Raw genomic sequence first — 20,472 nt, 5'->3', positions numbered from 1 at the left:
TCACGATGGCCTCGCACGCTACACTTAGACAGCCTTTGGCTGCATGACTGAGGCGACAAGTACCTTGACACGCGCCGACGTCGCCTCGTCGTGACCGCGGTTAAACGTTCCTGCTTCATCAAGCGCCGAACGACCTTCTCCGAGATGAAGACTTTTTGCCTGCCAAGTGCCGCACGCACCCGGCGATATCCGTAGCAGCGGTGATTCAGTTCAAAGATAGCTGCAATGGCAAGGCGTACATGAGCATACTTGTCGGCAGCTTGTATCCGCGCCCGGTGATAGAAGTAGGAGCTACGGGCGAGCCCCAACTCAGCAAAAAGCTCCGGCAGCGTGTAAGTCTGTTTCAGGGCATCAACCAGCTCCGTCTTCTCCCGATTCGTCAGGAGTTGCGGGTCGACGCCCAGGCCTTTTTTTAATATTTCAGTGGCCTTCTTCAGGATGTCGTGTTCGATCTGGAGCTTCCGGATGTCTCGTCGGAGTGATTCGACCTGCTGCTCCAGCGTCGTCTGCTCGGAGGTCTGCGGCGGATCGTTGCGGCGTGTCATGGTCGAAACAGCCTCCTGACCCAGTAACCGATTTCTCCAGTTGTACAAGGTTGGGCGGCTCACGCCAATCTTTTTGGCAACTTCCTCCGCGCTTTCTCGTCGAGTGCACAGATCGATGACCGCTGTCTGCCCGAGCTCGGGTGCGTACCGAATACCCGAAGTCCTCCCGAGAGCGCGTTTCTTTCGTTCAGGATGCAACTCGTCGAGCCAGGCGACGAGCGTCCCACGTCCCGGATATCCTAAGGCCTTTGTTGTTGCTGCCAGACACTGGCCGTGGCTCATGTAGTGGTCCGTGGCCGCCTTTTTTTGTTCTGCCGAGTAGCGCGGCCTCAAGCAAATACGTTTTTTCCTCGGCAAATCGAGGCACCAACGTTCGAGAGATTTCGTTGTGGGATGACCTAATTGACGAACGGTCGCGGTAAGGCGCTTTCCGAGCTTCAGATAGAGCTTCACTGCTCGGATGCGGTCTTCGTACGAATACATGGACTAGCTCCTGATAGTCCAAGAATTGCGCCGCACCCCCAAAACGATGTCAACATGCGCTGAGACAATTCGCTTTACATAAAAATAAGACTGCTCCAAGCGTTGTCAGGGCTTTTTAGATGGAATGGTCGGCTCCCGCCTTATGGTCTGTCTGCCGCTGTAACTCTATTAGACGAAGCGTGCACTTCGCGGCTATCCAATTGCCGATGCTTTCAAAGAGGAATGCGATCACATCAGCGATACCCTGCTACGCTTTCGCGATCGATGATCTTAAAGCCTACATCGACCCGCAAAACCGCGGTTTCCTCTAATGCTTTGGCATTGAACCGGCTTAAAAGTGCCTCCGCAGCCGTTGTGCCGACTGCGGGACCGTCGACCCGAACCGTCGACAACGCGGGGTGCAGGTGGGCTGCCGTGTTCAGATCCCCGAATCCCATGACGGCGACGTCGTGTGGCACATTCATGCCCCGACTCGCTGCCTCGATAAGGATGCCTTGCGCGAGCGTATCCGTGCTGCATACAAGGACTTCCGGGAGGCCGGTCTTCAACATTCGGATCAGGCCCTCACGGCCCGTTTGGAGCGTCGCAGGCGCCTTCAGCACTTCAATGGGGACGTGATCCACGCCGTGACGCTGAAGTTCCCAAATGACGCTGTGACTCCGCCGCAGCCCCCGTGGATCGTCGGCGGAAACGACTCCGAAACGCTGATAGCCCTTTGCCAGCAGATGACGCGCGACCGCAGCACCCACTGCCTCATGTGAAAAACCGACCAGCATGTCTATCGGATCATCGGTCAGGTCCCAGATTTCTACGATGGGCACCTTCGCTTTGCTCAACCGTTCGAGCGTGAGCGGTGTATGGTCGGTTCCGGTCAATACGATCCCATCCGGGCGCCGGCCCAGCAATGTATGAACGAGTTCCTCTTCACGCGTCGCGGAGTAGCCCGTCAGCCCGAGAAGGGTTTGATAGCCGGACGCAGCGAGGCTGTCCATCATCGCCTGCACCGTATCCGTAAAGATTGAAGTGGCGATCGTGGGCAACAGCAGCGCAACGAGGCGGCTTTTGTTGCTCGCCAGTGCCCCCGCCAGCATGTTCGGTACATAGCCGGTCATTCGAACCGCATCGAGGACTCGCTTTTGCGTCTCGCTACGTACGAGCTCGGGTCGATGCAGCGCACGCGAGACGGTCATCGCGGTCACGCCCGCTACGCGTGCAACATCCTCCAGCGTCACGCTCGCCGATGAGCGCTGCGTCTGCCGTCCGGGCTCCTCCGAAAAGGCCTCATCCATTTGATTCTCCTAATCGGGACATTTTAAGCGCTGGCGGTAAAAGTATGCTGTGCTTGGCTATTGATATACGACGTCTAATAACAGGATCGGGAAAACACCGATTTGAGGCATTGTTTGCGCTAACATATGCTTCAACCATCGTGAGACGTCATACAAAGTAGCTCGGTGAGCGGCGATGGGTGTCGCTTCCAGAATGCAACCGGTGGAGGAGATGATGGTGCAAGCAACGGTGGGCAATGTGTCGGACGCGAAAAGAACACGCGTTCGCTATGGAATCGTCGCAATGTTGTTCCTTGTGACAGCGATCAACTATGCGGATCGAGCCACGATCTCGATCGCCGGAACGTCCCTGTCGAAAGACCTTGGGCTCGACGCCGTCTCGATGGGGTTCATCTTCTCGGCGTTTGGCTGGTCCTATGTCATCGGGCAACTCCCGGGCGGCTGGTTGCTCGACCGCTTCGGCTCGAAGCCGGTCTACGCCGCCAGCATTTTCATCTGGTCGATCTTCACGCTCTTGCAGGGTTCCGTCAGTTACCTCGGGGTGACCGCGGCCGTCGGCGCACTGTTCGCGTTGCGTTTTCTCGTGGGCTTCGCCGAGGCGCCATCGTTTCCCGCCAACGGGCGGATCGTCGCAGCCTGGTTCCCGACCGCCGAGCGCGGAACGGCTTCGGCGATCTTCAATTCCGCTCAGTACTTCGCGACCGTCTTATTCGCGCCTATCATGGGCTGGATCACACACGCATACGGATGGCCCTACGTATTCTATTTCATGGGAGTGGTGGGGATCGTGGTGAGCGGAATCTGGCTCAAGGTGATCCATAGCCCGCGAGCGCATCCGTCCATCAACAAGGCCGAGTTCGATTACATCGCACAAGGCGGTGCCCTGGTCGATATGGACAGGTCGAAGAACGAGAGGCGGCTGACCGAAGCGGAGCTTGAACTTGACTTCGTCGAGCAGGCGGACGTAGAGCCGGGCGTCGTGAAGGGTGCGGAGATCCTGCCTGCGGCGGAGGCCGGCTTGAAGGGAAACGCAGCTCCCAAGCTCTCGTACATGAAGCAATTGCTCACCAACCGGATGCTGCTTGGCGTGTACATCGGCCAGTATTGCATCACGACCATTACCTACTTCTTTCTGACGTGGTTCCCCGTTTATCTGGTCAAGGAACGGGGGATGTCGATCCTGAACGCGGGCTTCGTCGCTGCGCTGCCAGCGATCTGCGGATTTCTCGGCGGGGTCCTCGGGGGACTGCTCTCGGACTACCTGATTCGCAAGGGGCACTCGCTGACGTTCGCTCGCAAGGCACCGATTGTCGTCGGCATGCTGATGTCTACCACGATGATTGCCTGCAACTACGTCAGTTCCTCGACACTCGTCGTGGCGATCATGGCCTTTGCGTTCTTCGGCAAGGGGCTGGGTGCGCTGGGCTGGGCCGTGGTTGCCGATACGTCGCCGAAGCAGATTGCCGGTCTTAGCGGTGGCATGTTTAACACGTTCGGAAACGTTGCGGCAATCACGACGCCGATCGTCATCGGATACATCGTCAAGGTAACGGGCAATTTCAGTGGGGCGCTGGTCTTCGTGGCCTGCAATGCGCTCGTCGCTATCGTCAGCTATCTGTTGATCGTCGGCGAAATCAAGCGTGTGCAACTCAAGGATGTTTGACCGGGACCCGGCAATATCGACCGCGTATGCTCGGGACCTCAAAGGCATTCGAGGGTGCCAGACACGCTGCTTGACGTGCGGTGCCGGTAGATTCTCAGATCATGCCTTTCAAAGGAGACGTCGTGACAGCGTCAACGCCGTATTGTCCTTTGCCCAATCAGTTTCGTGCTGCGCTCACGCAGGGCGAGCGGCTGATTGGCTGCTGGGCGTCGCTTGCGAGCCCGATCGTGACGGAGTTTCTAGGCATGGTCGGGTTCGACTGGATGCTGCTGGACGCCGAGCACGCACCGAACGACGTCCTCACCCTGATTCCCCAGTTGATGGCGCTCAAGGATAGTGCGGCGGCTCCTGTCGTACGTCCACCGGCAAATGACAGCGTAGTCATTAAACGGTTGCTCGATCCTCGCTTTTTCAATTTCCTGACTCCCTTCGTCGATAGCGCCGCCGATGCCCAGCGCGCCGTGGCAGCGACGCGCAACCCGCCGCTCGGCATACGGGGTGTATCGGTGGGTCAGCGGGGGAATCGCTACGGCACGGTCGATCGCCGGTGCAAATCCCGCGACAGACGGCGATCAGAAGGCCGATCGCCAGGTCGGCCACGTCGTCGGTGAGGACGCCGGGTGTCGTCGAAACGTGGATGCCGCGAGCACGTGCCTGCTCGATGTCGACGGCGTCCGTCCCGATGCCGTTGACCGCCACCACTTCCAGTGCCGGCAATCGCTCCATCAATGACTTGTCGATGCCCGAGGCGCCGCCCGTCACGACCCGCGAATCGCGTGTCCGACCTCGCGGATGTATGCGTGTTTATCGTCCTGTTCGTAATAGCGGTGAACGATATAGCTGGCGCATAGTGCTTCGTCGATTGCGGGCAGCATGGGATTGATCAGCAGGAGTTCGGGCTTCATCGGATGACCTTCTTTGTCTGCTTTGAACAGCGCCCGTCAGGCGCGGTTGCCAATTTCGACTTCCTGAGCCGTCCATCCGGCGACACGCTCGCTGAGCGTCAGTCCAAGCCCGGGGCGCGTCGGCACGATCATGCGGCCGCCGTGCGTTTCGAGTCTTTCATTGAACAACGGTTCGAGCCACTCGAAATGCTCGACCCACGGTTCAGTCGGATAGCAGGCAGCGAGATGCACGTGCAGTTCCATGGCGAAGTGTGGCCCTAGCATCAGTCCCGCGTGTTCGGCCAGTCCAGCAATCTTAAGGAATGGCGTAATGCCGCCAACACGCGGAGCATCGGGCATCAGGTAATCGGCCCCGCGCAGCTTGATGAACTCCCAGTGCTCAGCGACGCTGGTGAGCATCTCGCCCGTGGCTATCGGCGTGTCGAATTGCGCGGCCAGTGCAGCATGGCCTTCGGCGTCGTAGCAATCGAGTGGTTCTTCGATCCAGACCAGATTGAATTGCTCGAACGTGCGGCACATGCGCTGCGCAGTCGGGCGATCCCATTGCTGATTTGCATCGACCATCAGCGGGAAAGCGTCGCCGAGATGCTTGCGCACTGTTTCGACGCGGTGGATGTCGAGCGCGCAATCGGGCTGTCCAACCTTCAGCTTGATACCGCCAATACCCTTTTCGCGCGATGCGTCGGTGTTCGTCGGCAGTTGATCGAGCGGCGTGTGCAGGAAGCCACCCGAGGTGTTGTAGCAGCGAACGGAATCACGTTGCGAGCCGAGCAGTTTTGCCAGCGACAGGTTGGCGCGCTTCGCCTTCAGGTCCCACAGCGCGACGTCGAAGGCGCCAATGGCCTGGACAGCCATCCCGCTGCGGCCTACCGACGCGCCGGCCCACGCGAGTTTGTTCCACAGCTTGGCGATATCGCTTGGGTCCTCGCCGATCAAAGTCGGCGCAATCTCCTTGGCGTGCGCGAACTGGCCGGGGCCACCGGCGCGCTTCGAATAGCTGAAACCCAAACCCCGATGGCCGTCGGTGGTTTCGATCTCGACAAACAGGATTGCAATTTCCGTCATCGGCTTTTGGCGGCCGGTGAGGACTTTCGCGTCGCTGATCGGGTTGGCGAGCGGGAGAAAGGTGGAGGCAATTCGGATCCACGTGATGCGGTCGACGGTGGCGGTGTCGGCGATACGAGTATCGATGGCGTTCATGGACGTATTCCTGGTAGCGAAAGAGGTGTGCCGCGGTCATCGGCTCTTAGCGTGCCGCACGTTGTTCATCGGTCGATCATACAATGATTGCGCAATCATTCAAGTAGAATTGATTGCGTAATCATCGTGGTTTACACTGATTAAATGCGCGAACGCCCGGCAACTACACGTAGTAAATAACAAGGTCGTGTGCGGCAGTTGAATCTCGGTGTTATCGAAGGGGACCAAAATGGCCAGAAAATCGGAGCGCAACATGCCCGCCACGAGCACCGATCAGGTGGAAAGCGTGAGGCTGATCGACGTCGCGCGCGTGGCAGGCGTCGCGCCAATGACGGTGTCACGCGCGCTGAATCGGCCGGAGTTAGTGCGCAGCGATACCGCAAAGAAGGTGCTGGATGCCGTGCGGGCGACGGGGTATGTCCCGAACATGCTGGCGGGAGGGCTTGCGAGCAGCAAGAGCCGGCTCGTCGCGATATTGCTCCCGACGATCGCCAATTCGATCTTCTCCGACACCGTCCAGGCGTTGATGGACGGTTTGAATGCGTCGGGCTATCAAACGCTGCTAGGGCTTACCGGCTACTCCACCTCCCAGGAGGAGACGCTGGTCGAAGCGATCCTCGGTCGGCGCCCCGACGGCATCGTCCTGGCAGGAACGAGTCACACTGAAGCGACGGTCGAACGCCTGACCAAGGCAAAGATCCCGGTCGTCGAGATTTGGGACCTGAGCGACAAGCCAATCGATATGGTGATCGGTTTTTCGCACGAACAAGTGGGCGTCGAGGTGGCGCGACATCTTCTCGCCAAGGGCTATGACCGATTCGGAGTCGTTTCCGTTGATGATCCTCGCGGGCTGCGCCGCTGCCGAAGCCTGATCGACGAGCTGGCCGATCATGGGAAGACCAGCGTGCCGTTCGAGGTGCTTCCGGCACCCGCGACGTTGCGGGCTGGGCGAGAGGGCTTGAGCCGGATGTTGGCCACAGAATGCCCCCAGATCATCGTCTGCAGCTCGGACACCCTCGCGCAAGGCGTGCTCGCCGAAGCCGCGAGCCGCGGCTTGAACGTGCCTCGCGACCTGGCAGTGATGGGGTTCGGCGATCTCAGCAGTGCGGCCCACGTCTACCCGGCGCTATCGACGGTGGAAGTCGATGGCGCGTCTATCGGGAAACACACTGCTGCGGCGCTACTCGCGCGCTTTGCCGGGAGACGGGACACAGCGCTGGCTGGCGGGCGCATGGACACCGGCTTTTCGATCATTGATCGCGAGAGCGCCTGACAGTCTGTCAAACGCATGACCTCGCGTCTGCGTGCCGGCGCGTTTGCACGTTAACCCGACTTGTCGCAGCTAAAAGATAGCGCAATCATTCATTCTAATGATTGCGCTATCTTTTTGACCTTGCAGGGCGCGCAGCACGCAGGCGCCATCACTGACAACGGAGCAGACCATGAAGGACACTGCAATTGGATCACCGGCGCTCGCGCTAGAGGCCTCCGCGAGTGCCGAGAAATCGAAGGAAGCCGTGAAGCCGATCATCCAGGTGGTGGCCGGCAACGCGCTCGAAATCTACGATTTCATGATCTATGGGTACTACGCCCGATACATCGCGCAGACGTTTTTCCCGAGCGATAACGAGTATGTTTCGCTGATGATGTCGCTCATGACGTTCGCGTTCGGATTTCTCGCCCGGCCGGTAGGGGCCATCGTCCTTGGCTCGTACACGGATCGTCACGGGCGCCGTAAAGGGCTGATCCTCGCTCTGTCGTTGATGTCGGTCGGAATCATCTCTGTCGCTTGCACGCCGTCATACGCGAGCATCGGCATCGCGGCGCCGATCATCGTGCTGCTCGGCCGCCTGCTTCAGGGGTTCTCGGCAGGCGCCGAGCTCGGCGGGGTTGTCGTGTATCTCGCGGAAATCGCACCACCGAAAAAGCGCGCTTTCTATACCTGCTGGCAAGCAGGAAGCCAGCAGCTTTCGGTGATGGCGGCTTCGCTGGTCGGCCTGATCCTGCTGTATTGGCTCGCGCCGAACGAGTTGCACGCATGGGGATGGCGTATCCCGCTCCTGCTCGGGTGCACGGTGATTCCCGTCATGTTCTGGCTGCGCTCCAGTCTCGAAGAAACATCGGTGTTCGCCGCGAAAAAGAAAGCGCCCAAGGTGTCCGAGATCTGTACGAGTCTCGTGACGGGCTGGCGGACGATTGCGCTTTGCATGGGAATGGTGGCGATGGCGACGGTGACGTCCCAAACCATCACCACCTACGCTCCGACATTCATCAAGAGCCTGAACCTCGGCGAGTCTGCCGGCTTCATCATTCTGTTCTTCGGTGGGTTGTCGGTGCTGTTCTGGCTGCCCATCATGGCGACGGTGGCGGACCGATTCAATCGCCGCACGGTCCTGATCGTGGTAACGCTCCTGGCAGCGATCACCGCCTATCCGACGATGCTCTGGCTTTCTTCCGGACCGACTATCTTCAAGTTTGCGGTCGTTGAATTGTGGTTCTCGTTCATCTACGCCGCCTACAGCGCGGTTCAGGTCGCGACGATGGTGGAACTGGTTCCTCCCAATGCGCGGACTTCCGGATACGCATTTGCACAGGCAGTGGCGGCGGCCGTTCTGGGCGGCTTCACACCAGCCATTCTCACCTGGCTTACACACACCTTCCACAGCAGTGCGATGGTGGGGGTGTGGCTGGCGGTCAATGCCGCTATCAGCCTGATCGCGGCGCTCGCTTTGGACCAGAAAAAGACCGCGGAACGTCAGACGGATGAGCTTCAGTAGGTTCGAGTTTTTTGGGCTTCGAGCCGTCGACACGAAACGCTCCCGACGCCACGCCAGCCGAGGCAGGCGGATACACGCTGATTCGAGTCGCGGCCACTCCAATTACCGTCGTAGTGACCGGAATCATTGCGGCGGGCAAGAAAGACTGCGAACAACCTTCAAACTCTTGCGCTGGAACCGCGCGCTTTGAGCCGGCCGCAAAGCGTTTGCGCGCCATGTGCCAGCAAGCCCGGACAAATGATTCGACCGCCTCAAACGCGGGGCCATGGGCGACGTACGTATGCACGTTCTGCGCGTCGCTGGTCAAAATCGTTCGGAGCGTCTGTCTCGACATGCCGCTCGAATTCCACGTCGAGCCTGTTGCACGTATGCGAACGATCACCTCGCATGATCGATGGCGTGACGGCCGGGTTCCTAGTTTTCACTCGCAGAACCGAAAACGGCGTGCAGGCCGTAAAGAACCAACCGTTGACTCTTTGAACGCTGTGATCTCCTCATGCGCGCGTTGCGCATAGTTCCTGACTGGACCGAAATGGAACGCGAGACCACGGTGTGAAAGAGCGACTTGCGCTGATCGATTTCGACTTCACGCCGCTGAGCGTGATGATGTGCCGGCGACGCAAGTAGATTGGCCTCGCGCAAGCGGCGTGATTTGGATAAGCGACTCAGTCCCCTCGCCGGATCGACCACCGCTGCGTTCCAAACTGCGAAGCGAGCAATTGCTGATGCGTATCCACGCGCGCGATATATCCAATCGCGATGTCCGCCTTTTCGCTGGCTAGGGATTGCAAATCCACAGTGGCCGGCGACGACGCATGCTCGCATGCGTATCGCCGTGGTCGCGAAGCCGGGATCGTGAATTCACATTCGGCGTAGTTCGGCCCACTGCCTTCCACCGTCATCCAGACGATGTTCTGCGTCGGGTCCTTCATGTTGCAAGTCCTGCAGTCGCTCGCGTTGATTTGCAAGCGCAAGTTGCCTTCGTCGGCCTTGACGAATTCGTACGCGGCGGCCGGGCGGTATGGACTTTTTCCGGACCCGCATAAGTCTGCAAATTCAAGCTCACTGCCATCGCCGCATCTTTCAGCGCCTTCGGGTTAACGAGAGGTCGACGCACAATCGCTCCGTCGGTGTTTTTTCAATTCTCTCCCCCGGACGCGTGCCCCCAGACCTTCCTCGTGTCCACTTCGAGCGCCCATCAGCCCGCCTTACTCTCTCAATATTATGGTATTCCATAACATCATAGACCTTGCTCATTGCGTGTCTTTGGAATACCGTAATACCAACGCAAAAGAAACATCGCCTGGCTCCAGGATGCTTCGAACTCCCTTCCGGAACAAAAAAAGGTCGACTATGAAATTCTCGTTGTTTGTCCACATGGAACGGTACGATGCCGCCACGCCGCATCGCCAGCTCTTCGACGAGTTGACCGAACTCGTGCAGATCGCAGAAAAGGGTGGTTTCGAGACGGCCTGGGTCGGCGAGCATCATGCGATGGAATTCACCATCGCCCCAAACCCGTTCATCAACCTTTCTTATCTTGCCGCGCGCACCGAGCGCATCAGGCTCGGCACCGGCACAGTCATCGCGCCTTTCTGGCACCCGATCCGTCTTGCAGGTGAAGCCGGCATGGTCGATGTCGCGAGCAACGGACGGCTCGACCTCGGCATCGCGCGCGGTGCTTATTCCTTCGAATACGAACGCCTCCTGCCCGGCCTCGATGCGTTCGGCGCAGGCGCCCGGATGCGCGAACTGGTTCCGGCTCTGACGCAACTCTTCAAGGGCGATTACGCGCACCAAGGGGAGTTCTGGTCATGGCCTTCGACCACGCCGGTGCCGCGTCCGATCCAGCAGCCGGGCCCGCCGATGTGGCTCGCCGCGCGCGACCCCAACTCGCACGAGTTCGCGATCAAAAACGGCTGCAACGTGCAGGTCACGTCGCTCGCAGCGGGTGATGGTGAAGTCGTCAGCCTGATGGACCGCTTCACGGCCGCCTGCAAGGCGAACCCGAACGTGCCGCGCCCGCAGATCATGATGCTCATGCACACCTTCGTCGGCGCGAGCGAGGCAGAAGTCGATGCCGCGGTCGCCGACCTGAGCCGCTTCTACTGCTATTTCAGCAAGTGGTTTAAGAACGATCGTCCGGTCGAGCAGGGCTTTATCGAACCGCTGACCGACGCCGATATCGCCTCGTTCCCGCAGTACACGCCGGAGCAGATCCGCAAGAACCTGGTGATCGGCCAGCCCTCCGATGTCATCGCGCGACTCAAGCACTTCGAGGAACTCGGCTTCGACCAGTACAGCTTCTGGATCGACAGCAACATGAGCTTCGAGCGCAAGCGCAAGTCGCTCGAACTGTTCATCGCGGATGTGATGCCCGCCTTCGACGCTCGCTAGATCACGGTTCGCAACGAGGAGATGGCATGAAGTCGTTCCAGCACTATATCGATGGCGTGTTCTGCGATGCGGAGCGGACCTTCGACAGCATCAACCCGGCCACCGGCAAGCCGTGGGCGACGATGCCCGCAGCGAACGAAGCTGACGTCGATCGCGCGGTAAGAGCGGCGCATCGCGCGCTCTCCGCGCCCGAGTGGGCCGGTTTAACCGCTACGCAGCGCGGCAAGCTGCTGTATCGGCTGGCTGAACTCGTCACGCAGAATGCGCAGCAACTCGCGGAACTCGAAACCGCAGACACTGGCAAGATCATTCGCGAGACGCGCAGCCAGATCGGCTATGTCGCGGAGTATTACCGCTATTACGCAGGCGTCGCGGACAAGATTCAAGGCGCGTACCTCCCTGTCGACAAGCCCGACATGGAGGCCTTCGTGCGGCGCGAGCCGGTGGGCGTGGTGGCCGGCATCGTTCCGTGGAACTCGCAACTCTTCCTCTCGGCGGTGAAGCTCGGACCGGCGCTCGCAGCGGGCTGCACGATCGTGCTCAAGGCGTCGGAAGAGGGCCCCGCACCGCTGCTCGAATTCGCGCGCCTCGTACACGAAGCCGGCTTCCCGGCGGGCGTGGTCAACATCCTGACCGGATTCGGCGCCGATTGCGGAAAAGCGCTGACGAGCCATCCGCTCGTCTCGAAGATCGCGTTCACGGGCGGCCCGGAAACGGCGCGCCACGTGGTCCGCAATTCCGCCGAGAACCTTGCGGCGACATCGCTGGAACTCGGCGGCAAGTCACCCGTCCTCGTGTTCGACGATGTCGATGTCAACAGCGTCACCAATGCGGTTATCGCGGGCATCTTCGCGGCGACGGGGCAAAGCTGCGTCGCGGGTTCGCGACTCCTCGTGCAGCGCGGCGTCCGCGACCGACTGCTTGCGAGGCTCGTTGAAAAGGCCAAGGCGATCCGTATCGGCGATCCGCAGGACGTTGCGACTGAAATGGGTCCGCTGGCTACCGCTAGGCAACGTGAGCATATCGAATCCGTGCTCGCTGCCAGTCTTGCAGCCGGCGGCAAGCTCCTGACTGGCGGACACCGCCCCGAAGAACATCGCGAAGGATTCTATTTCTTGCCGACGATCGTCGACTGTCCGTCGAGCGATGTGCCGAGCGTGTCGCAGGAATTGTTCGGACCCGTGCTCAGCGTCATGACCTTCGACACCGAAGCTGAAGCAATCGCACTCGCTAACGACACGCAATATGGCCTCGCCTCCGGCGTGTTCACACGCGACCTCACGCGCGCTCACCGCCTCACGCGCTCGCTGCGTGCCGGCATCGTTTGGGTGAACACGTACCGCGCGGTTTCGCCGATCGTGCCCTTCGGCGGCTATCAGTTGAGCGGCCTCGGCCGCGAGGGCGGTCTCGATGCCGTGCTCGATTACACGCGCACGAAATCGGTGTGGATCCGCACGTCCGATGAACCGATCGCCGACCCCTTCGTGATGCGCTAAGCCATGTACTACGAAATCCGCACTTACAAGGTTCGCACCGGTGCCGTTCCCGCGTATCTGAAGCTGGTCGAGGAGGAGGGCATCGAATTGCAGAAGCGCCATCTCGGGCAGCTCGTCGGCTACTTCTTTTCCGAGATCGGCCCGCTCAACCAGATCGTGCACATGTGGGCCTATACGAGCCTCGACGATCGCGAGGCACGCCGGCAGCGCTTGGCCAACGATCCCGCCTGGCAGGCGTTCGCGCCGAAGATACAGGCCCTTCTCGAAACGATGGAAAGCAAGATCATGAAGCCGGCAGCGTTTTCGCCGCTCAAGTAACGCGCGTCGCATCGATCGGCCGTCCAAATGCCAGCCGTACCCTCTCAAGGAGCAGTAGTGATGAAGCAGCACATTGGTTTGCGTGCCCTCGCGCGTGTAGTGGGTATGTCCGCACTGGTTGCCGCCGCCGTACCGTCGTTGGCGGCAGCGCCGATCGTGTTCGCCAGTTGGGGCGGCACGACCCAGTCCGCACAGCAGAAGAATTGGGCCGCGCCTTTCACGCAGACGTCTGGCGTGCAGGTCCTGATGGACGGCCCGACCGATTACGGCAAGCTCAAGGCCATGGTCGAGAGCGGCAATGTGCAGTGGGACGTGGTCGACGTGGAAGGCGACTTCGCCTATGCGGCGCTTCGCGACGGGCTGGTCGAGCCGATCGATTTTTCAGTCGTGAACAAGAGCGATCTCGACCCGCGCTTTGTCTCTCCAGGCGCGGTCGGCAGCTTCTACTACTCGTTCGTGCTGGGCTACAGCAAGGCGACGTACAAGAACGCGGCGCCCGCCAATTTCACCGATCTCTTCGACACCAAGCGTTTTCCGGGCAAGCGCACGCTCTATAAATGGGCGGCGCCGGGCGTTCTGGAAGTCGCACTGCTCGCCGATGGCGTTGCGCCCGACAAGCTCTATCCGCTCGATCTGGATCGGGCGTTCAAGAAGCTCGACACGATCAAGAGCCAGATCGTTTGGTGGAGCGGCGGTGCGCAGTCCCAGCAGTTGATGGCGTCAGGTGAAGCGCCGATGGGCGTGTTCTGGAACGGCCGCCTGCATGCGCTGCAAAAGACCGGCGTGGACGTCGGCATTTCGTGGAACCAGAACCTGACGGCAGCCGACATGCTCGTGGTTCCCAAAGGCAGCAAGCACAAGGCCGAGGCGATGAAGTTCCTCGCCGCCGCCACCAGCGCACAGTCGCAAGCGAAGTTCGCGGAGGAATCGGGTTATGCGCCGGTCAATCTGAAGTCGGCCGCGCTCTTGCCTCCCGACATCGCGAAGACCCAGCCGGACCAGCACAAAGCGACCCAGATCAATCTGGACATGAAGTACTGGGCGGATCATCGCGACGATATCTCGAAGCGCTGGTACGCGTGGCAATCGAAATAAGGTGAGGCGGCCCATTCGCGAGGAGACTCCATGTCAAACGCTATAAGTACGCCAGCGGACGAGCCGATCGTCGTTTCGCTGCCTGTTCCCGGTTCGCGGTCGGCACGACTGGCACTGCCCGCTTTGCTGTTGCTGGTTGTGTTCTTCCTGCTGCCGGTGCTTTCGTTGCTGTTGCGCAGTGTCCTCGAGCCGTCGCCCGGGATTCAGAACTACGCGGAACTGTTCGGATCGACCACGTATCTGCGCGTGTTCGGCAATACGTTCTTCGTCGCATTCGTGGTCACGGCCGTGACGCTCGTCGTTGGTTTTCCCACCGCGTGGCTCCTCGCCATCGCACCGCGCTGGATCAGCAAGCTTGTCTTCGCGATCCTGCTGCTCTCGATGTGGACCAACCTTCTCGCGAGAACCTTCGCATGGATGGTCTTGCTTCAGCAGACCGGTCCGATCAACCGCTTCCTGATGTGGCTCGGCGTGATCCAGGAGCCGCTGACGCTCGTGAACAATCTGACTGGCGTGACGATCGGCATGACCTACATCATGCTGCCGTTTCTCGTCATGCCGCTGCACGCCACGCTGCGCAACATCGACCCGTCGACGTTGCGTGCGGCGGCCATTTGCGGCGCATCGCGCTGGCAGGCGTTTCGCCGTGTGCTCCTGCCCCTCGCCATGCCTGGCATCGCCAGCGGCGCGTTGATGGTGTTCGTTATGGCGCTCGGTTACTTCGTTACACCCGCGCTGCTCGGCGGACCCAATTTCATGATGCTCGCTGAATTGATCGCCCAGCTCGTGCAGCAACTGCTGAACTGGGGACTGGCGGGCGCGGCGGCCTTTGTCCTGTTGCTCGTGACGCTCTCGCTGTACTTCGTGCAGTTGCGCTTCTCAGGCAAGGCGCAAACGACACAGACCGCTTAAGGAGAGGAACTCATGTTGCTCGATTTCGACCGCCTGGGGCCGCTGCGCTGGTTCCTCGTCAGCATCGGCGTTGCGGTGTCCCTGTTTCTCCTGTTGCCGGTGCTATTCATCGTCGGGCTGTCGTTCGGCGACTCTCAATGGCTGATCTTCCCGCCTCCGGGCTGGACATTGCAGTGGTACAAGGTGCTCTTCACCGACCCGGCCTGGCTCGATTCGCTGCTCACGAGCGTCGGGCTGGCGCTTGTCGTGATGGCGCTGTCGGTCACGCTCGGCTTGCTGTCGTCGCTCGCTCTGGCGCGTGGCAAGTTTCGTGGCCGTACCGCGCTGAAAGCGTTCTTCCTGACGCCGATGGTGCTGCCGGTAGTCGTGCTCGCCGTGGCGCTCTATGGCTTTTTCCTGCGCATCGGATTGAACGGCACTGTAATCGGCTTCGTGATCGGGCACCTGATCATCGCCTTGCCGTTTGCCATCATCGCGATCGGCAATTCGCTCGAGAGCTTCGACACGTCGCTGGAAGACGCAGCATTGATCTGTGGGGCAGGGCCGCTTGAAACCAAGCTGCGGGTGACGCTGCCGGCGATTCGCCTCGGTCTTTTCGCCGCTGCCATTTTTTCGTTCCTCGCATCGTGGGATGAAGTCGTCGTATCAATTTTTATGGCGAGTCCGACCCTGCAGACGCTACCGGTACGCATTTGGAGCACGCTGCGGCAGGACTTGACGCCGGTGATCGCCGCCGCATCCTCGCTATTGGTCGGACTGACCGTTGTATTGATGTTGCTTGGACTCGTACTCAAAAGGGGTAAAGCATGAGCGCGCCGTTTCTTCAGATTCAACGTCTTCGGAAGACCTACGACAAGGTCGTCGCTATTGATCAGGTGTCGCTCGATATCAAGAAGGGCGAGTTCATGACCTTTCTCGGGCCGTCCGGATCGGGGAAGAGCACGACCTTATATATCGTCGCTGGTTTTCAGTCGCCCACTGAAGGCCGTGTGCTGCTCGACGGCAAGTCGCTGCTGTCGGTTGCACCGAACCGACGCAATATCGGCATGGTGTTCCAGCGCTACACGCTTTTCCCGCATCTGACCGTCGGTGAAAACGTGGCGTTTCCGCTGCGGGTGCGCCGGCTGCCCGACGCGCAGATCAAATCGACCGTTGAACGCATGCTCAAGCTCGTTCATCTCGGCGACTGCCGCGACCGGATGCCCGGACAGTTGTCCGGCGGTATGCAACAACGTGTCGCGATCGCGCGGGCGCTGGCTTATGACCCGCCAGTGTTGTTGATGGACGAACCGCTTTCGGCGCTGGACAAGAAGTTGCGCGAAGAATTGCAGTTCGAACTGCGCCGCATCCATCAGGAAACAGGTGTGACGATCCTATACGTCACCCATGACCAGGAGGAGGCGTTGCGCCTCTCCGATCGGATCGCGGTCTTCAACAAGGGACGGATCGAACAGATTGGAACTGGCGAGGATCTGTATGCGAAGCCTGAGTCGAAGTTCGTCGCCAGTTTCATCGGCAACTCGAATTTTCTGCCGGTCAAGCTCGAAGGCTCGAATGGCGCCGCTCAAGCGGTGTTTCCGAACGGACGGCCGATCGAAGTCGGTGGCTTCGAGCACAGCCTGAATTCCGGCGATAACGGTGCGTTGATGCTGCGCCCGGAACAGATTCGCATCCACTGGCAAGCAGAGGGCGCAAGGGGCGAAGGCTTGCCTGTCACCGTACGTGACGTGACCTATCTTGGCGACACGATGCACTACGCGGTTTCGACGCCATGGGATCAGGAGATCGACGTGCGGACCTCCATTGGCGCACGGGAAACCAACTTGAGCATCGGTGCACGCGCCTGGCTGGATTGGGACCGCGTCAGCGGCCGGATTTTTCCTGCCTAGAAGCACCTTGATATCGGCTTTCAAAATGCGCATGCGATACTATGGGATTCCGAAAACCAGCGATCGATAACGTGCCTGGAACCATTGCCATGACCGAACTAATGCGTGTTGATCGCAGCGCCCCGACCTTGCGCGAGTTGACCCTCGAGAAGTTGCGTGAAGCTATTTCGACGGGTTTTTACCGCCCCGGAGACCGGCTCGTCGAGCGGACATTGTGCGAGCAGCTCGGCGTCAGTCGGACTGTCGTGCGTGAGGTGCTGCGCCATCTGGAAACGGAAGGGCTGGTGGAAACGATCGCGCATCAAGGCCCGATCGTCGCACGGCTCGATCCGGAGCAGGTGCAGGAAATCTATGAAATACGCGCGTTGCTCGAATCGCAGGCCGCTCGGGCATGCGCCGAACTAGCCACCCCGGGTCTCGTGAAACAGCTTCGGGATATCCGCAAGGAGATCGAGGATGCGTTCGAAAAGAAAGACTTCAAGCGAGTGTTGGCCTATACGGAACTCTTCTACGAGGCGATGTTTGCCGGCGGCCACAAAATGATGATGCATCAGGTCGTGAAGTCGCTCAATGCGCGAATCAATCAGCTGCGCGCGATGACGATTGCCTCACCCGGACGCAGCGTGGATTCGAATCGCGAGATGAACAAGCTGCTCGCCGCGATCGGCAAAAAAGACGGCGACGCAGCCGCTGCGGCTTCGTACGAACACGTCAGGCTCACGGCCGCAATTGCGATGGCAACGCTTGCAGAAAAGGCGGCGGAGACCAGTTCCTGAGGCTTTGCTAGTTCAGTCCAGCAGATGACGACCGCCGATTCCGGCGGTTTTTTTTCGCTGGTTGCATTCATCGTAAACCCTCTTGGTCGGCAAAACTTCTTGCATCCAGTAATATGGAATACCATAATATTCACAGGATGCCGTTGCATGACGCGCGGCGCGTTTGCCACCGGAGAAAGGTCACATGAAGCTCGAAATTCGCAAGCTGGTCACGTATGTCGAAGAGACGTTCATCGAAGGCGGAAAGACCGCGCAGCAGCCACTGAAGCTATTTGCAGCAGCAGCCGTGTTGCGCAATCCCTGGGCGGGTCGCGGTTTCGTCGAAGACCTGCGCCCGGAGATCCACGGACTCGCGCCGCAACTGGGCGAAGTCCTGACGAGCGAAATCCTGCGCATTGCAGGCTCTGGCGCCGCAGTCGAGGGGTATGGGAAGGCTGCGATCGTCGGGACGTCGGGCGAGATCGAGCATGCATCGGCGCTCATTCATACCCTGCGCTTTGGCAACAAGTTTCGAGAGGCCGTGGGCGCCAAGAGCTATCTGAGCTTCACGAACCTGCGCGGCGGCCCGAACTGCCCCGTCAGCATTCCGCTGATGCACAAGGCGGACGAAGGCATGCGCTCGCACTACCTGACCATCCAGTTCTCAATCATCGATGCACCCGCGCCCGACGAACTCGTGATCGCGCTTGGCGCTTCGATCGGCGGGCGGCCGCATCATCGCATCGGCGACCGGTATCAGGACCTGAAGGAGCTTGGAACGAATGAAGCCTGATACGGTCAGCCACGCGTCCGGCCTGAGCGGCACGAGCGGCATGTTCGACGGTACGTCGTACAGCGTGTCGGGCGAGGGGCCCGCGCTCGTGCTGATTCACGGCGTCGGGATGAACCGCTCGGTCTGGGCGCCGCAAGTCGACGCATTGAAGAACGAGTTCCGCATCGTCTCATACGACATGCTGGGACACGGCGGCAGCGCATTGCCGAGCGCGCAGCCCGACCTCGGTGAATATGCGTCGCAACTCGTGCGTTTGCTGGACCATCTCGGCATCGATGCGGCGCACGTTGTGGGTCATTCGATGGGCTCGCTGATCGCGCTCGAGTTTGCGCTTCGATATCCGTCGCGCGTCTTGAGCGTCGTCGCGCTCAATGCCGTGTACGACCGCACGCACACGCAGCGGGCCGCGGTGTTGCAGCGAGCCGCGTCGCTCGAAGGCACACGGCCCGAGCAACCGGGCATCGATGCAACCATCGCACGCTGGTTCGACGATCCCGTGCCCGGGCATCTCGCGCAGGTCGCGGAACTGGTGCGCTCGTTGCTCGGATCGGTGAATCCGGTCGGCTACGCGCGCACCTATCAGCTTTTCGCGAGTTCCGATCAGGCGCATGTCGGACGCTTGCCGCAACTGTCGGTGCCGGCGCTTTTCATGACGGGCGAGTGCGATCCGAATTCGAGCCCGCTGATGTCGCAATCGATGGCGGCGGCGGCGCCCAATGCTCGCGCCGAGATCGTTCCGAACGAGCGTCACATGATGAACGTGACCGCACCGCAGATCGTGAACGAGCGTCTGCTGCAGTTCGTTCGTGAAGCCACGCGTCAATTTTCAGGAGCAGCAAAATGACTTCGGCCGATTTTGATGTCATCGATTTTCGCAGGGCCCTGGGTGCGTTCGTGACGGGCGTGACAGTCGTCACGACGATTCAGCCCGATGGTTCGCCGCGAGGCTTTACGGCAAACTCGTTTACGTCAGTGTCCCTCGACCCCCCGCTGATCCTCGTATGCATCGCGAAGACGGCGTCGAGTCATCCCGTCTTCTCGCAGACGCAGCGCTTCGCCGTCAGCGTGCTGGCCGACGATCAGCGGCCCGTCTCCGGTGTCTTTGCGTCGAAGAGCGCCGACAAGTTCGCGCAGGTCGCGTGGCACGCGCGCACGACCGGCAGCCCGCTGATGGACAACGCAGCTGCGAGCTTCGACTGCGAGACACATCAGGTGATCGATGCAGGCGACCACATCATTTTAATGGGTCGCGTAGTGGACTTTACGTACACGGCCGCGACGCCTCTTGGCTATTGCCGTGGCGCCTACGTGCAGTTCGGTCTTTCGCAGGACGCGCTTGCTTCGGGGGCGCAGCGGGCGAGGGTCGGGGCGATTCTCGAAGGTCCGCGTGGTGTCGCGTTCGTCGAGACGTCGGCGGGGCTCGAGTTGCCGACAGGCACCAAGCTCGAACCGCAAAGCGATCCTTCGAGCCTGCGCGGTCTGCTCGCGAAGTACAGCCTCAACGCGAATCTCAACTTCCTCTTCGCCGTGTACGAAACGCCGGGGAAGGGCGTGCAGGACGTCAACATCTACTATCGCGGACGCATCACCGACGATGTCCATTCAGCCGCGCCCGTGCGGTTCATTCCGCTGAACGAGATTCCGTGGGACCAGATTCGCGACCCGGCGGTGCAGTCGATGTTGCAACGCTATGTGAAGGAACGTACCGAAGATACGTTCGGCATCTACATCGGCGATCACGAACATGGCACGGTGCAATCGCTGGTTGCTAGCAGTTGACTCTTCCCGAACATCGAAAGGTAGCGATCCCATGAACGATATGCTGCGTGATCCCACGCTCCTGCGTCACGACGCGTTCATCGACGGCGAATGGCAAGGCGCCGACGATGGCGCGACTTTCGAAGTCGTCGATCCGTCGAATGGTGCTTCGCTCGGAACCGTGCCGAAGATGGGCG

The 20,472-nt window shown here is 60.2% G+C and carries 18 protein-coding genes and 3 pseudogenes; 15 read left to right on the top strand and 6 right to left on the bottom strand.

Annotation, left to right across the window (positions count from 1 at the left end):
- Together AWB65_RS31490 and AWB65_RS31485 are read right to left on the bottom strand one after the other, a co-directional pair.
- Nucleotides 1-1,028: IS3 family transposase (locus AWB65_RS31490; RefSeq protein WP_235007919.1), on the bottom strand; the 1,028-nt coding region annotated here is incomplete at its 3' end.
- Nucleotides 1,029-1,261: 233 nt separating this feature from the next.
- Entirely contained in the window at nucleotides 1,262-2,317 is a 1,056-nt protein-coding gene (locus AWB65_RS31485; protein ID WP_087670801.1) for a LacI family DNA-binding transcriptional regulator, read from the bottom strand.
- Nucleotides 2,318-2,528: 211 nt separating this feature from the next.
- Between AWB65_RS31485 and AWB65_RS31480 the strand changes: the two genes are divergently transcribed.
- Nucleotides 2,529-3,980: an MFS transporter gene (locus AWB65_RS31480; protein ID WP_200821843.1), complete on the top strand. Its 1,452-nt coding sequence runs from the start codon at nucleotides 2,529-2,531 to the stop codon at nucleotides 3,978-3,980.
- 122 nt (nucleotides 3,981-4,102) lie between these two features.
- Nucleotides 4,103-4,519: pseudogene (locus tag AWB65_RS31475) on the top strand (aldolase/citrate lyase family protein); the annotation flags it as partial.
- Nucleotides 4,520-4,625: 106 nt separating this feature from the next.
- On the opposite strand, the pseudogene AWB65_RS37955 reads toward AWB65_RS31475, so the two are convergent.
- The 3 genes and pseudogenes from AWB65_RS37955 to AWB65_RS31465 all read right to left on the bottom strand — a co-directional run.
- Nucleotides 4,626-4,706: pseudogene (locus AWB65_RS37955) on the bottom strand (hydroxyacid dehydrogenase); the annotation flags it as partial.
- A gap of 32 nt (nucleotides 4,707-4,738) precedes the next feature.
- Nucleotides 4,739-4,885 carry a hypothetical protein gene (locus AWB65_RS37950; RefSeq protein WP_374729777.1) on the bottom strand — a complete coding sequence of 49 codons (147 nt, stop codon included), beginning with the start codon at nucleotides 4,883-4,885 and terminating at the stop codon, nucleotides 4,739-4,741.
- Nucleotides 4,886-4,921: 36 nt separating this feature from the next.
- On the bottom strand, nucleotides 4,922-6,085 hold the full coding sequence (locus AWB65_RS31465) for an L-talarate/galactarate dehydratase (protein WP_087670799.1): 1,164 nt from the start codon (nucleotides 6,083-6,085) through the stop codon (nucleotides 4,922-4,924).
- A 229-nt stretch (nucleotides 6,086-6,314) separates the two neighbouring features.
- On the opposite strand from AWB65_RS31465, the gene AWB65_RS31460 reads away from it, so the two are divergent.
- Together AWB65_RS31460 and tcuC are read left to right on the top strand one after the other, a co-directional pair.
- A complete protein-coding gene (locus tag AWB65_RS31460; RefSeq protein ID WP_087670798.1) occupies nucleotides 6,315-7,358 on the top strand; it encodes a LacI family DNA-binding transcriptional regulator in 1,044 nt (347 codons plus the stop codon).
- 169 nt (nucleotides 7,359-7,527) lie between these two features.
- Nucleotides 7,528-8,862, top strand: a complete 1,335-nt coding sequence (gene tcuC / locus AWB65_RS31455) for a tricarballylate/proton symporter TcuC (RefSeq protein ID WP_087670797.1) — start codon at nucleotides 7,528-7,530, stop codon at nucleotides 8,860-8,862.
- A gap of 872 nt (nucleotides 8,863-9,734) precedes the next feature.
- Here tcuC and AWB65_RS37280 read toward each other — a convergent pair.
- Nucleotides 9,735-9,949, bottom strand: a pseudogene (locus AWB65_RS37280) (4Fe-4S dicluster domain-containing protein); the annotation flags it as partial.
- Between the two features lie 266 nt (nucleotides 9,950-10,215).
- Between AWB65_RS37280 and AWB65_RS31445 the strand changes: the two are divergent.
- The 11 genes from AWB65_RS31445 (at nucleotide 10,216) to AWB65_RS31395 (ending at nucleotide 20,296) form a co-directional block, all read left to right on the top strand.
- Complete coding sequence (locus AWB65_RS31445) at nucleotides 10,216-11,259, top strand: LLM class flavin-dependent oxidoreductase (protein WP_087670796.1); 1,044 nt, start codon at nucleotides 10,216-10,218, stop codon at nucleotides 11,257-11,259.
- A gap of 26 nt (nucleotides 11,260-11,285) precedes the next feature.
- On the top strand, nucleotides 11,286-12,755 hold the full coding sequence (locus AWB65_RS31440; RefSeq protein WP_087670795.1) for an aldehyde dehydrogenase: 1,470 nt from the start codon (nucleotides 11,286-11,288) through the stop codon (nucleotides 12,753-12,755).
- A gap of 3 nt (nucleotides 12,756-12,758) precedes the next feature.
- On the top strand, nucleotides 12,759-13,073 hold the full coding sequence (locus tag AWB65_RS31435; RefSeq protein WP_087670794.1) for an NIPSNAP family protein: 315 nt from the start codon (nucleotides 12,759-12,761) through the stop codon (nucleotides 13,071-13,073).
- 105 nt (nucleotides 13,074-13,178) lie between these two features.
- Nucleotides 13,179-14,168, top strand: coding sequence for an ABC transporter substrate-binding protein (locus AWB65_RS31430; protein ID WP_087670802.1), 990 nt, complete (start codon nucleotides 13,179-13,181; stop codon nucleotides 14,166-14,168).
- A 30-nt stretch (nucleotides 14,169-14,198) separates the two neighbouring features.
- On the top strand, nucleotides 14,199-15,080 hold the full coding sequence (locus AWB65_RS31425) for an ABC transporter permease (protein WP_087670793.1): 882 nt from the start codon (nucleotides 14,199-14,201) through the stop codon (nucleotides 15,078-15,080).
- A gap of 12 nt (nucleotides 15,081-15,092) precedes the next feature.
- The gene (locus tag AWB65_RS31420; protein ID WP_087670792.1) at nucleotides 15,093-15,890 is read left to right on the top strand and encodes an ABC transporter permease; all 798 of its coding nucleotides are present in this window, start codon (nucleotides 15,093-15,095) and stop codon (nucleotides 15,888-15,890) included.
- A complete protein-coding gene (locus AWB65_RS31415; RefSeq protein ID WP_087670791.1) occupies nucleotides 15,887-16,969 on the top strand; it encodes an ABC transporter ATP-binding protein in 1,083 nt (360 codons plus the stop codon). The genes AWB65_RS31420 and AWB65_RS31415 overlap by 4 nt, the downstream gene beginning before the upstream one ends.
- A gap of 41 nt (nucleotides 16,970-17,010) precedes the next feature.
- Nucleotides 17,011-17,745, top strand: a complete 735-nt coding sequence (locus AWB65_RS31410) for a GntR family transcriptional regulator (protein ID WP_374729776.1) — start codon at nucleotides 17,011-17,013, stop codon at nucleotides 17,743-17,745.
- 184 nt (nucleotides 17,746-17,929) lie between these two features.
- A complete protein-coding gene (locus tag AWB65_RS31405) occupies nucleotides 17,930-18,517 on the top strand; it encodes an amino acid synthesis family protein (RefSeq protein WP_087670789.1) in 588 nt (195 codons plus the stop codon).
- Nucleotides 18,507-19,361 carry an alpha/beta fold hydrolase gene (locus AWB65_RS31400; RefSeq protein ID WP_087670788.1) on the top strand — a complete coding sequence of 285 codons (855 nt, stop codon included), beginning with the start codon at nucleotides 18,507-18,509 and terminating at the stop codon, nucleotides 19,359-19,361. The genes AWB65_RS31405 and AWB65_RS31400 overlap by 11 nt, the downstream gene beginning before the upstream one ends.
- On the top strand, nucleotides 19,358-20,296 hold the full coding sequence (locus AWB65_RS31395; RefSeq protein ID WP_087670787.1) for a flavin reductase: 939 nt from the start codon (nucleotides 19,358-19,360) through the stop codon (nucleotides 20,294-20,296). Before AWB65_RS31400 ends, AWB65_RS31395 begins: the two co-directional genes overlap by 4 nt.
- Nucleotides 20,297-20,472: the final 176 nt, after the last annotated feature.

Origin of the sequence: Caballeronia humi, from assembly GCF_001544475.1 — a bacterium.
In the GTDB taxonomy this organism is placed as follows: domain Bacteria; phylum Pseudomonadota; class Gammaproteobacteria; order Burkholderiales; family Burkholderiaceae; genus Caballeronia; species Caballeronia humi.
The sequence above is the reverse complement of the archived record's forward strand: the minus strand, read 5'-3'. Positions and strand labels throughout refer to the sequence as shown.

Coding starts and splice junctions, on each gene's coding strand:
- AWB65_RS31485 (WP_087670801.1), bottom strand. CDS start 2,317: ATGGATGAGGCCTTTTCGGAGGAGCCCGGACGGCAGACGCAGCGCTCA.
- AWB65_RS31480 (WP_200821843.1), top strand. CDS start 2,529: ATGATGGTGCAAGCAACGGTGGGCAATGTGTCGGACGCGAAAAGAACA.
- AWB65_RS37950 (WP_374729777.1), bottom strand. CDS start 4,885: ATGAAGCCCGAACTCCTGCTGATCAATCCCATGCTGCCCGCAATCGAC.
- AWB65_RS31465 (WP_087670799.1), bottom strand. CDS start 6,085: ATGAACGCCATCGATACTCGTATCGCCGACACCGCCACCGTCGACCGC.
- AWB65_RS31460 (WP_087670798.1), top strand. CDS start 6,315: ATGGCCAGAAAATCGGAGCGCAACATGCCCGCCACGAGCACCGATCAG.
- tcuC (WP_087670797.1), top strand. CDS start 7,528: ATGAAGGACACTGCAATTGGATCACCGGCGCTCGCGCTAGAGGCCTCC.
- AWB65_RS31445 (WP_087670796.1), top strand. CDS start 10,216: ATGAAATTCTCGTTGTTTGTCCACATGGAACGGTACGATGCCGCCACG.
- AWB65_RS31440 (WP_087670795.1), top strand. CDS start 11,286: ATGAAGTCGTTCCAGCACTATATCGATGGCGTGTTCTGCGATGCGGAG.
- AWB65_RS31435 (WP_087670794.1), top strand. CDS start 12,759: ATGTACTACGAAATCCGCACTTACAAGGTTCGCACCGGTGCCGTTCCC.
- AWB65_RS31430 (WP_087670802.1), top strand. CDS start 13,179: ATGTCCGCACTGGTTGCCGCCGCCGTACCGTCGTTGGCGGCAGCGCCG.
- AWB65_RS31425 (WP_087670793.1), top strand. CDS start 14,199: ATGTCAAACGCTATAAGTACGCCAGCGGACGAGCCGATCGTCGTTTCG.
- AWB65_RS31420 (WP_087670792.1), top strand. CDS start 15,093: ATGTTGCTCGATTTCGACCGCCTGGGGCCGCTGCGCTGGTTCCTCGTC.
- AWB65_RS31415 (WP_087670791.1), top strand. CDS start 15,887: ATGAGCGCGCCGTTTCTTCAGATTCAACGTCTTCGGAAGACCTACGAC.
- AWB65_RS31410 (WP_374729776.1), top strand. CDS start 17,011: ATGGGATTCCGAAAACCAGCGATCGATAACGTGCCTGGAACCATTGCC.
- AWB65_RS31405 (WP_087670789.1), top strand. CDS start 17,930: ATGAAGCTCGAAATTCGCAAGCTGGTCACGTATGTCGAAGAGACGTTC.
- AWB65_RS31400 (WP_087670788.1), top strand. CDS start 18,507: ATGAAGCCTGATACGGTCAGCCACGCGTCCGGCCTGAGCGGCACGAGC.
- AWB65_RS31395 (WP_087670787.1), top strand. CDS start 19,358: ATGACTTCGGCCGATTTTGATGTCATCGATTTTCGCAGGGCCCTGGGT.